7 protein-coding genes and 2 pseudogenes are annotated in these 12347 nt (G+C 62.6%); 6 read left to right on the top strand and 3 right to left on the bottom strand.

Features of this window, described 5'->3' with window-relative positions; all coding sequences use genetic code 11:
* Positions 1–4917: putative Ig domain-containing protein (locus AC1RT2_RS16165; RefSeq protein ID WP_493103447.1), on the top strand; the 4917-nt coding region annotated here is incomplete at its 5' end.
* 97 nt (positions 4918–5014) lie between these two features.
* On the opposite strand, the pseudogene AC1RT2_RS16160 reads toward AC1RT2_RS16165, so the two are convergent.
* Positions 5015–5716 (bottom strand): annotated as a pseudogene (locus AC1RT2_RS16160) (IS6 family transposase).
* Positions 5717–5888: 172 nt separating this feature from the next.
* Here AC1RT2_RS16160 and AC1RT2_RS16155 point away from each other — a divergent pair.
* From AC1RT2_RS16155 to hemC, 5 genes and pseudogenes are all read left to right on the top strand, one after another.
* Complete coding sequence (locus AC1RT2_RS16155) at positions 5889–6956, top strand: ABC transporter substrate-binding protein (RefSeq protein WP_493103445.1); 1068 nt, start codon at positions 5889–5891, stop codon at positions 6954–6956.
* 19 nt (positions 6957–6975) lie between these two features.
* Positions 6976–8007: a FecCD family ABC transporter permease gene (locus AC1RT2_RS16150; protein ID WP_493103443.1), complete on the top strand. Its 1032-nt coding sequence runs from the start codon at positions 6976–6978 to the stop codon at positions 8005–8007.
* The gene (locus AC1RT2_RS16145; protein WP_493103441.1) at positions 8000–8758 is read left to right on the top strand and encodes an ABC transporter ATP-binding protein; all 759 of its coding nucleotides are present in this window, start codon (positions 8000–8002) and stop codon (positions 8756–8758) included. Before AC1RT2_RS16150 ends, AC1RT2_RS16145 begins: the two co-directional genes overlap by 8 nt.
* Positions 8751–10031 (top strand): hypothetical protein, encoded by a 1281-nt coding sequence (locus tag AC1RT2_RS16140; protein ID WP_493103439.1) that lies wholly within the window; start codon positions 8751–8753, stop codon positions 10029–10031. The genes AC1RT2_RS16145 and AC1RT2_RS16140 overlap by 8 nt, the downstream gene beginning before the upstream one ends.
* Before the next feature lie 471 nt (positions 10032–10502).
* A pseudogene (gene hemC, locus AC1RT2_RS16135) lies at positions 10503–11401 on the top strand (hydroxymethylbilane synthase).
* Between the two features lie 73 nt (positions 11402–11474).
* Here hemC and AC1RT2_RS16130 read toward each other — a convergent pair.
* The gene (locus tag AC1RT2_RS16130) at positions 11475–11765 is read right to left on the bottom strand and encodes a hypothetical protein (RefSeq protein ID WP_493103437.1); all 291 of its coding nucleotides are present in this window, start codon (positions 11763–11765) and stop codon (positions 11475–11477) included.
* A complete protein-coding gene (locus AC1RT2_RS16125) occupies positions 11762–12343 on the bottom strand; it encodes an aminotransferase class III-fold pyridoxal phosphate-dependent enzyme (protein WP_493103519.1) in 582 nt (193 codons plus the stop codon). Before AC1RT2_RS16125 ends, AC1RT2_RS16130 begins: the two co-directional genes overlap by 4 nt.
* Positions 12344–12347: the final 4 nt, after the last annotated feature.

Raw genomic sequence — 12347 nt, 5'->3', positions numbered from 1 at the left:
ACGGTCGGGACAGGCTATTCGGATACGTCGATCTCGGCCACCGGCGGCGTGGGAACGATCAGCTATGCCGTAACGGCTGGCTCGCTGCCGACAGGACTGAGCCTCAATGCCTCGAGCGGTGCGATCACCGGCACGCCGATGGGTGCTGCACTCGGTACGTCCAATTTCACGGTAACGGCAACGGCGGCAACGACAGGCACGGCTTCGGCCGCCTATTCGATCACGATGGTAGCCCCGCCGATGGTGCTGGCGCCGGCATCCGGCACGGCGCTGTCGGGCGGCACGGTCGGGACAGGCTATTCGGATACGTCGATCTCGGCCACCGGCGGCGTGGGAACGATCAGCTATGCCGTAACGGCCGGCTCGCTTCCGACGGGGCTGAGCCTCAATGCCTCCAGTGGTGCGATCACCGGCACGCCGACGGCTGCTGCGCTTGGTACGGCCAATTTCACGGTAACGGCGACCGCGGCAACGACAGGCACGGCTTCGGCCGCCTATTCGATCACGGTGGTAGCGCCGCCGATGGTGCTGACGCCGGCAACCGGATCGGCGCTTACGGCCGGCACGGTCGGTGCCGCCTACTCGGATGCGTCGATCTCGGCCAGCGGCGGTGTCGGAACAATCAGTTATGCCGTAACGGCAGGGGCGCTTCCCACCGGTCTGAGCATCAACGCATCTACAGGCGCTATTACTGGTACCCCGACCGCCGGAGCCTTCGGTACGGCGAGTTTCACGGTAACAGCGACAGCAGCAACGACCGGTTCGGCCTCGGCGAGCTACACGATTGCCGTGGGAGGAACCGCGGTCGTTCTGACGCCGGTAACGGGAACTGCCTTGACGGCCGGTACGGTGGGCATCGCCTATTCGAATACATCGATTTCCGCGGGCGGCGGCGTTGGTGCGGTCAGCTTCTCCGTGACGGGTGGCACGCTTCCGGCAGGCCTGAGCCTGAATACATCGACGGGTGCAATCACCGGCACGCCAACGGCTGGCGCGCTCGGCACGTCGAACTTCACGGTCACGGCGACGGCGGCGATCAGCGGCTCGGCTTCGGCGAGCTATTCGATTGCGGTGGGCGGACCAACGGTCGTGCTGACGCCGGTAACGGGAACTGCTTTGACGGCCGGCACCGTTGGCGTCGTTTATTCGGATACGTCGATCTCGGCGGGCGGCGGCGTGGGGACCATTAGCTATGCGGTGACGAGCGGCGCGCTTCCCGCAGGGCTGAGCCTTAACGCATCGACAGGCGCGATCTCAGGTACGCCGACCGCCGGAGGCTTCGGCACGGCGACTTTCACGGTGACGGCGACCGCGGCGACCGCGGGTTCGGCCTCGGCAAGCTATTCGATCGCCGTGGGAGCACCGCCTACCGTGCTGACGCCGGCAACCGGCACGGCGCTGTCGGCTGGTACGGTCGGTGTCGCCTATTCGGACACCTCGATTTCGGCAAGTGGCGGCGTGGGGACGATTAGCTACGCCGTGACGAGCGGGACGCTTCCCGCAGGGCTGAGCCTTAACGCATCGACCGGTGCGATCACCGGTACGCCGGCCGCCGGAGCCTTCGGCACGACGGCTTTCACGGTGACGGCGACGGCGGCGACATCGGGTTCCGCGGCGGCGAGCTACACGATTACCGTGGGCGGCACTGCGGTGGTGCTGATACCGGCAACCGGCACGGCGCTTTCGGCCGGTACGGTCGGTGTCGCCTATTCGGATACCTCGATTTCGGCGAGTGGCGGCGTGGGGACGATCGGCTACGCGGTTACGAGCGGGGCGCTTCCAGCAGGGCTGGGCCTTAACGCGTCGACCGGTGCGATCACCGGTACGCCGACCGCCGGAGGCTTCGGCACGGCGACTTTCACGGTGACGGCGACGGCCGCGACATCAGGTTCCGCGGCGGCGAGCTACACGATTACCGTAGGGGGCACTACCGTGGCGCTGACGCCGGCAACCGGCACGGCACTTTCGGCTGGCACGGTGGGCGTCGCCTATTCGGACACCTCGATTTCGGCGACAGGCGGTGTTGGCGTCATAAGCTATGCTGTGACGGTCGGCGCGCTTCCGGCAGGGCTTGGTCTTGATGCGTCGAGCGGGGCGATCACCGGTACGCCAACAGCCGCAGCACTCGGAAAAGCGACCTTCACGGTAACGGCAACAGCCGCAACCAGCGGCACTGGCTCGGCGAGCTACACGATTACGGTGCGCGGCTCGGCTGTGGTGCTGATACCGGCAACCGGCACGGCGCTTTCGGCTGGTACGGTCGGCGTTCCTTATTCGAACACGTCGATTTCGGCGAGCGGCGGCGTTGGTGCGATCACCTTTGCCGTGACGCATGGTGCTCTTCCGGCTGGTCTGAGCCTTGATGCATCGACCGGCTCGATCACCGGCACGCCAACGGCCGCCGCATTCGGTACGGCAAGCTTCACGATCAAGGCCACCGGGGCATCCGCGGGTGCCGCATCGGCGCGCTATACGTTAAGGGTACGAGGACCGGCTGTGTCATTGACGCCCGCAACCGGTACAGCCTTGGCGGCGGGCACAGTCGGGGTCTCCTATTCGGACAGGGCGATCTCGGCAAGCGGCGGGGTCGGCAAGATCACCTACGCGGTAACGAGCGGGTCGCTTCCGGCCGGATTGAATCTCAATGCATCAAATGGTGCGATCGCCGGCAAGCCGACTGCGGGTGCGCTCGGCACGGCAGGCTTTACAGTCAAGGCGACGGCTGCGACCGCGGGCTCTGCCTCGGCACGCTACACTATCACGGTGCGTGGACCCGCCGTTGTGCTGACGCCAGCCACGGGCACGGCGCTTTCAGCCGGCACTGTGGGTAAATCCTATTCGGACAAATCGATCTCCGCGAGCGGCGGCGTTGGCCGGATTGGCTATACGGTGACCAGCGGAGCGCTTCCGGCCGGCCTGAGGCTCAACGCATCGACGGGTGCGATCAGTGGCACGCCAACATCCGGTGCGTTCGGTACGGTGACGTTCAGGGTAACGGCGGCGGCCGCAACGGCCGGTTCGGCGGCTGCGAGTTACACGATCACGATCAAAGCGCCGGCAGTGGTGCTGAAACCGGGAACGGGAACGACGCTTTCGGCCGGCACGGCAGGCGTTGCCTATGCGAACACCTCGATCTCGGCAAGCGGTGGCGTGGGTACGATCAGCTATGCGGTGACGGCCGGTACGCTTCCGGCGGGCGTGAGCCTCAATGCAGCGACGGCGGCGATCACCGGCACCCCCACGGCAAGCGGTGATTTCTCCTTCACCGTTACCGCGGCGGATACAGTCGGCACGAGCGGTGCGGCTAGCTATTCGCTGAAGATCAAGCCGCCCAAGGTGACATTCGTCTTCACCCCGCCAGGCGGCGCGTTGGATGAAGCGATGGCAGGCGAAGACTACAGCCAATCGATCACCGCGAAGGGTGGAACGGGGCCGCTGATCTACAGTGTCGTTTCGGGCAGGTTGCCGAAAGGCCTGGTGTTGAACATCTCGACCGGCGAACTCACGGGTCCGCTTTCAGCCGACGCTGCCGGCACGCATAACTTTACCATTCAGGTGCGCGATGGCACTGGCGCTACCGGCAAGGCGACGTTCACCTTGCGGGTGAAGCGGCGGACAACCACGGTTGTCGACCTCGTCGTGGAGGTTCCCGCTGGCGGGACGCCTGCGAATGTCTACCTCAATCGGGGTGCAACGGGTGGTCCGTTCACGGGGGCTGAGCTTGCCTTTGTCGAGCCGGCCAATGCAGGCAAAGCGACGATCATTCGTGGCGAGGTGGCGGCGGTTGGCGCGGCGGCGGCCCCTGCCGGCTGGTATTTGCAATACAAGCCCGATCCCACCTATTCCGGTGAAGTACAGGTCGGCTACAGGCTGATCAGTGCACTCGGCACATCCAATATCGGGATCGTCACATACCGACTGGCGCATGATGCGGACAGGGTTGCCGAGGACATCGATGCATTGGTACGCGGCTTCGTCGAGACGCGGCAGAACATGATCTCCTCGGCCATCAAGGTTCCCGGGCTTCTGGAACGCCGGCAGATGGAGGCAGCGACCGATCCGGTCACCGCGCGCATGATGCCGTCGGAAGAGGGCATGACGGGCAGCGTTTCCACCAGCCTGAGGCAGATGGAGGCGGCGCGCGACAATGCCGACGGCGTGAGTGCGGCCGCGTCCTCGCCGTTCAACATCTGGATCGATGGCACTTTCCTGGCGCACAACCGGGATGACAATGACGGGCGCTGGGGCAGCTTCGCGATGATCAATGCCGGCGCCGACTATCTCCTCACGGACAAGGTGCTTGTGGGCTTGTCCTTCCACTATGACCGGATGACCGACCCAAGCGATGCGGATGCAGAACTGACCGGCAACGGCTGGCTTGCGGGTCCCTATGCCTCGTTTGAGATCGCCCGCAACATCTTCTGGAACGCCAGCCTGCGTTACGGCGGCTCATCCAACGATATCGACACGGCCTTCTGGGACGGCACGTTCGACACGACACGCTGGATGGCCGACACCTCGCTCGAGGGGCAATGGGACATCGACGAAGCGACGACCTTCACGCCGAAACTGCGTATTCTGTATTTCTCCGAAAGCGTTGACGACTACACGGTCCGAAACGATGCCGGGGAGACGGTGGATATCGAAGGGTTCGACGCAGAGCAGTTCCGTGTCAGCCTGGGCGCGGAGATCGCACGGTCGTTCACGCTGGAAAACGGCACGCAGGTGACACCGAAACTGGGCTTGACGGGCGGCTACTCGGGCCTCGATGGCTCGGGCGCCTTCGGCTCGCTGACGGCCGGGGTTTCGTTGCAAACCGCCAACCTGTGGATGCTGGACTTGAGCCTGCTGCTCAACATCGCCGACGGCGGCGAGACATCCGCAGGCGGACGGGTGCGGGCTGCAAAGCAGTTCTGAGGCGCGCAATCCCGTTTCGATGGGATGAGACGGAAGCGGCCGCTGGTGTGGCTAGAGAAGAACGAGAGCGGGTGCGAAACGGATGGCGGTTGCTGTTTCAGACGTAGTAGACCCCGAACGGCCTATTGATGTCCCACCTCGCCACCCTCGTATAGCCAGAATGCCGCCTGGCCATTGCGCCGCGCGTTCATCATCTCGAAGTCCTTTGGCGTGGTTTCGGCTGTCTTCATCGACTTGAGGCCAAGGGTCGGTTTGATCAGCCGTTTGAGTTTACCGTGATCGGCTTTGACAACGTTGTTGAGATATTTCTCTTGCCGATGCACCGTTTCCTTCGGGCACTTACTCTCCGTCTTCAGTTCGGCGATGGCAACGTCATAGGTCGGCGCCTTGATTGATGGCCAGCGGCTTTTTCCAATCCTCAAGCCAGCAAGCGCATTACCCAGAAAGCGTTTGGCAGCTTTGGCGTTGTGGGCCTGCGACGGGTAAAAGTCGATCGTGTGACCGTGTTTGGCGACGGCCCGGTAGAGATAGAGCCACTTGTCCTTGACCTTCACATAGGTCTCATCGACCCGCCAGCTGCGCCACATCGGCGGCCGTTTCCAGTACCAACGCAGGCACCTCTCCATTTCCGGCGCGTAGTGCTGAACCCAGCGGCAGATCGTTGTGGGGTCAAAACGTTCACCCCGCGTTCGCACAGCATCGTTTCACGATCACGCAAGCTGATGCCGTACTTGCAGTACCCACGGACCGCCCACAGGATTACGTCTCCGCGAAATAGCCACCACTTGAAATCGTTCATTGAAAAGCCTGTTGCAAAAAATCTACCCAGATCGCGCACTCAGCGAGTTTTTGCAACGAGGCCCAACACCTCAAACGCTATGGACACGCGCGATTAACATGACTATTAAACTCATGAATAACCGCGTAGGCACCCTGCGCAAGAACATACGCACCAATCAAGGGAAGCACCCATGTCTCGCCGCCTCAAGCTATTGCCCGCATTGGCGTTTTCGCTTTCGCTTCTCCTGCCGGGCCTTCTCCATGCCGAGAGTTCATTCGTCGATCACCGCGGCAAGTCGATAACCTTCGCAAAGCCGCCGGAACGGGTCGTAACGATCGTTCGGTCCGCGCCGATCATCTATCGCTCGATCGATGAGAAGGCGGACAATATTGCCGGCATGAACAAGGATTCCCTGGTGCGCTATTTCACCAAGGGCATCTATACCGAACTGCTGCCGGAAATGGCGAAGATCGAGGCCAGCGCCGCGCAGGACGGTTTCGTGCCGAATGTCGAAGCGATCCTGGCAAGCAAGCCGGATGCGGTTATCCAGTGGAATCATGACGAAAAGCTCATCGAGCCGCTGGAGCGTGTTGATCTCACGGTCGTCGGCTGGCGCTGCTGCACGGAGCAGGACCGCCTCGACTATCTCACCCTGAGCGGCCAGATGACCGGTCGCACCGACCGCGCGCAGGCAATCCTGAAGGCGCAGGCCGACACGCTGGCGGCGCTCGACGGCCAGGTCGCCAAACTCGACAAATCCAAGCTTCCCTCCGTGCTGCACATCGACAAGGTGGCCGACCAGATTCAGGTCATCGCCAACGGCTCGCAGAATCTTGCGCTGAGCGGCGTCACCAATCCGGCAGCCGACAATACCGGCGAATGGTGGCGCACCGTCGATTTCGAACAATTGCTCGTGTGGAACCCCGACATCATCGTCATCCCGGCCTATGCCGACGATCTTGACCCGAAGGATTTTTTCGACAATCCGGTTCTGGCAAGCCTCAAGGCAGTCAAGGACAAACGCGTCTACAAGCAGCCGGTCTTCGCCCGCACGCCCGATGCGCCGGAAATCTTCCTGACCTCGGAATGGCTTGCCGCCATTGCCCACGGCGTCGATTATGCACCGGATTTCAGGAAGCAGATCGCCGACGTCTATGAGTTGCTCTACGGCGCCAAGCTGACGGAGGATCAGGTGAAGTCCATCCTCGAAACCGAAAGCAACGCCCCGGCGGACAACTATGTCGAACTCTTCGGCTAGGGCGCCGGCCGTGGGCTGGATGGGTCGGAAACTGGCGTCGGTTTCCGTCCTGCCGGCCTTGCTCTGTCTGCTGGCCATCGCCGTGCTGTATTCGGTTACGATCGGGCGCTACGATCTTTCGGTGCGCGATGTCGCCTATATCCTCGTCGACAACATCCACCCGTTGGTCACGCCCTATTGGGATCCGGTGCAGGAAGTCGTCGTCGAGCAGGTTCGCCTGCCGCGTATCCTCGCGGCTATCGTCATCGGCTATGGTCTCTCCATTTCGGGCGCCGCGTTGCAGGGGCTGTTCCGCAATCCGCTGGTCGACCCCGGCATCATCGGCGTCACCGCCGGGGCCGGTTTTGGGGGCACGTTGGCGATCCTCATGGGATTGCAGGGCTATCTTCTTCTCGGCATGGCGTTCGTCTTCGGAATCGGTAGTGTTTTTCTGGTGAAACTGCTGTCGACGGTTCGCGGCCGCACCAGCATGCTGACACTGGTTCTGGCGGGTGTCGTCATCTCGGCATTCTTTTCGGCGGCGATCTCCATCGCCAAGCTGTTGGCCGATCCCTTCCAAAAACTGCCGGCGATCACCTATTGGCTGATGGGCAGCATCGCCTCCAGCAACTACCTCGACCTGATGCTGGTCGCCGCCGCAGTCGCGCCCTCCGCCATCGCCATCTATCTGCTGCGCTTCCAGATCAACCTCTTGTCGCTCGGCGAGGAGAAGGCGCGCGCCCTTGGCGCGAGGGTGGTGCTGGTGCAGTGGATCATCCTCGTCGCCTCGGCACTGATTTCGGCGGGCGTTGTGGCGACATCAGGCATTATCGGCTGGGTCGGCCTCGTCATTCCCCATGTCGCCCGCGCGCTCGTCGGCGCCGATCACCAGCGGTTGCTGCCGGTTTCCGGCGTGCTTGGCGCGATCTACCTGCTGATGGTCGACAATCTCGCGCGCACGATGACGACCGCCGAAATCCCGCTCGGCATCATTACAGCGCTGATCGGCGTTCCCGTCTTCGCGGTGGTCCTGCGCCGCCTGCACGCCAAGGGAGGCTGGTCCAGTGATTGAGGCGAGCGAGCTCACCGTCGAGCGCGGTGGCAGGGTCATCCTGCGGAACTACAGCCTCAGCCTGAAGCGCGGCCGCACGCTCGCCGTGCTCGGCGCCAACGGCATAGGCAAGACCACGCTCATCAACACGCTGATCGGCGTCCTCAAGCCGAAATCCGGGCGACTTCGCATCGGCGGGCAGGTCGGCTTCGTACCGCAGCTGTTCGATGCGCCGTTCGCCTATTCCGCGCTCGACATCGCCCTGATGGGCAGGGCTCGCCATCTCGGCCTATTCGGATCTCCGGGCTTGCGGGACTACGAGATCGTGCGGCGCTATTTTCACATGCTCGGCATTGAGGATTTCGAGACGCGCAGCTTCAATGCGCTGAGCGGCGGCCAGCGCCAGCTCGTGATGATCGCCCAGGCGCTCGCTTCGGAATGCGAGTTGCTGGTGCTCGACGAACCCTGCGCAGCGCTCGACTACAAGAACCAGGACAAGGTTCTGGATCTTCTCGCGCATTTGCAGGCAGCACAGGGCATGACGATCGTCTTTTCCACCCACATGCCGCAGCACGCGGTGGAGATCGCCAGCGACGTCCTGCTGATGACCGGCGCCAGCAGCTATGTCTGCGGGCCGACCGCCGATGCGCTCAGTGCGGAAAACCTGACGGTCCTCTACGATCTGCCGATCGCCCGGGCGGATTTCGCCGGCCTTACCAAACATACCTACGCACCGGTTTTCCGCCATGGAGGTGTGAATTTCGATGGTTGACCGTATCGCCTATATTCACTGGGGCAATAGCTGGCAGCTCCGGAGCTTTCAGGATTTCCGTCATTATCTCGACGACCTCATCTATATCCACGATCTGCCGAAGGTTGATCTCTCCGCCTATGCGGCGGTGGTCATGCCCGACGCCATGGATGCGCAGGCGCCGCGCACGCATGCACGGCAGCTCAACGCCTATCTTCAAGGCGGCGGTTTTCTTGTCGTCTGCCTGCAAGGCCATGCCGACTGGCTCGACATTGCGGGCCTCGCCTGGACACCCGGAAACTGCCGCGACTGGCTGTGGTGGACGAAAGGCGAGATGCTGGAGGTCAGACTCTCCGCCCCGCACCATCCAATCACCGAAAGCCTGCCGCTTTCGCATATGAGCTGGCACTGGGGCGGCGCCTACAACGTACCAGAGGGCGCACGCTCCATCGTCGAGATCGACGACGGCAGCGGCAGCCTCTTCCTTGATTTTCCCTCACTGCCCGGTGGCGGGCGATTGATGCTCGCCACACTCGATCCCCATTCGCACAACGGCCAGCGCTTCATGCCGGCGACGACGCGGTTCCTGCAATCCTTCTATCCCTGGCTGAATCGCGTGCTCGGCATCGAACGACCCGCAAGGAACCGGTTCACCTACCTGCAATGTTCGCATGTCCCCTCGGAGTGGCACCCCGAATGGATCGAGGAAAGCCTGAAGCGAGAGGGCTTTGCCCCCCTGTTCGCGCCGCTCTATGATCTCGGCCCCGACCTGCTTGATGGCACCGACACGCTTTACATCCCCAGCAGTCATGACGAGTTCTTCCTGAAAAGCCAGGCGGAGAATCTCCTCGCTTTTCTGCAACGGGGCGGAAACCTCATCATCTGCGCGGAAGCCTGCCAGCCATGGCTGCCCTTCATGGCACCGTTCCACGCCGTTTCGCCGCGCCCCTTCGCCAATATCAAGGTTCGCGTGCGCAATGACCGCTTCGCGATCTTCGGCGACCTCGGGGACGATTTCGACGGCTGGCAGGGGATTTTCGGCCAATATGCCCGCGGATGGAGTGATCCACCGCCCGGCGCGATCTGGCTGACCGACGTCGGCCCCGCAAACGATCCGAAACCGGCGGACTGGATCTGGCAATATCCGACGACGACCGGCCGCGGCGGATTTGTCTTCATGCACAACGGCGACAACATGACCCGCTACCCGGACCATGGCCCGAAAAAGGAGGCGCTCGTCGCCAACATCGCCACCGCCCTGCGCAAGCTCAGCCTCGGCGAAATGCTGTTCTAAAGCAGTTCCAGCGAAGCGCTCCAGAACAGAGTTTCGCTGCCGAACTGGGGCTAAGGTGTCCCCAACGTCAACCTCTCCGGCGCGCTAGTGATGAGCTTTGTACCTAAGAGGGCGTCCTCAAGAAACGTCGCGGCATTACCAAGCGAACGGCCAGGCGCGCGTCGCCAATACCTTGCAAGCGGCAATGAAGCATCCCCAGCTCTGAGCGGATTCGAACCACCCACTCACATGACACTGTCGGAGCGCCTTCCCTCGTGCACCACCTGTAGGGTTGTCACATGTCGCCGGCAGATCAGTTCGCTCAGCTTACGCGCCACGCAATTTGCGGTCAGCCCTTCGGTGATCGCGCGCGTTGCGCGCAAAATTCATCAATGATAGTCGAACGGCACGACACAAAGCGCATCTTTAAAGATCGGGACGCGGGGCTAACCTTTGGCGATTGTCCAAGCCGTAGAAACTCGGCCCCTGCTCATGGTCGCCCATGCGTTGCCGGAAGAGGCATTCGAGATCGTCGCCATCAAGACGACCGCCTACCGGGTACAAGATCGCGCGCTGATGGACGTCGGCGGAAGAGGCCTATTTACCCGAGAAATCGAAGACGCATTGTTCGACGGAACAATCACATGGTCGTCCACTGCGTCAAGGACTTACCAACAGACTGTCAGCCAGGTTGGGCTCTCGGCTGCTATATGGTTCGCGAAGATCCGCGGGATGCATTTGTTTCAGCGCAGCAGCAAAGTTTGTGGGAGTTGCCGCAGGGCGTGATCGTGGGAACATCGAACGTCCGGCGGGGGGCTCAGCTTTTGCACCGCAGACCCGATCTGTGGATCGTCGAGTTCCGTGGTAATGTCGGGACTCGCCTCCAGAAGCTCGAGGACAGTGTCGCCGCGGCGACGCTCCTGGCCATGGCCGGCCTCAATCGACTGCGCATGGCTGACGTCATCAAACAACCGATCGACGTTGCCGACATGCTACTGGCTGTTGGGCAAGGTGCACTGACCATCGAGTGCCGCGCCGGCGACGACCGTATCGCGGAACTACTTGCTCCGCTCAATGGCGTGGCGATCGAACTCGCTTTCCTCGCGATCCTCGATGGATCTTGCCAGACGCCGATCGCCGGACTGTCTCAAATTCGCGGAGACCGGATTCATTTGCGCGGCGAGATACTTCGCGTCGACGGATCCGAGGAGACTTCAGCCGCCGGCGAGGCAGGCATAGGCGACGCTACGGCCTTGGCCGAACACTCGCGCGGCAGTAGTTGCTCGCCAAGGCACTGGGCGACTTCCTTACAAAGACGGCGCACCGCTCTGCCGTCGCCCCACTTGGAGAGACGGAGCGGTGCGCCTAACGCGATAGCCGCGCTCAACTAGCCACCCTCCCTGCACACACGGTGCGCAGCGGGTAAACTCGGACGACAGAGATGTCAGAGTGCACCGAACGCTCTCAGCCCTTCCGAAAGAGAGCGCATCGTGTTTTCGATATCCGCGTCCGTATGAGCGGCGAAAGATATATGAGGCCGCGCGGCAGCGGCATCAGGCCATTCATCTGCAGCAGCTCCGTCAATTTGGCGATCCTGATCCTGTCCGCGCTGGCGAGATCGCCGATCCGAGTCATTTTGCGGACGCCCGTGAAGATCTGGACCCCCGACCCGACGGCGTTGGCGCAGACGTCGAGATCGAGGGCCGCAGCCTCCGCTTTGAGGTGGCGCTGGATCGCCGCTGCCTGCGCATTCATGCGCGGATTTCCGCCCCGTCCCGTTGCAGTTTTTCCACGCAGGCGATGGCCACACTCACCGACAAGGGATTGCCGTTAAACGTGCCGCGATGCATTGCGCGCCCATCCAGCAGCGCCTCCATGACCTCTCTGTTCCCGGTTACAGCGCTGATCGGCATACCTGCACCGATGGCCTTTCCCAGCACCGCAAGATCGGGAGCTATGCCGAACATTTCCTGCGCGCCGCCGAGCGCCAGCCAATAGCCGGTAATGACCTCGTCGAAAATCAGCACGACGCCGTGCTGGCGCGTCAGGTCGCGGACACTTTGCAGGAAGCCTTCCGGTGGCGCGAAGCAACCTGCATTGATCGCGGCGGGTTCGAGAATGACGGCGGCATATTCGTTCGAGATCACCTCCCGCAGAGCGGCGGCATCGCCCCAGTCGATCACCGTGATATTTTCCACGGCCTGCGGATCCTGGCCAGCCGAACTCGGACCGTCGTTGCCAGGCGCGTTGGCGATGTGAACATTGTCGAACCAGCCGTGATAGTTGGCACGAAACTTGATGATGCGGGTGCGCCCCGTCGCAGCGCGGGCGATGCGA

This window comes from Shinella sp. GW821-FHT11G07 (assembly GCF_058808115.1).
The sequence above is the reverse complement of the archived record's forward strand: the minus strand, read 5'-3'. Positions and strand labels throughout refer to the sequence as shown.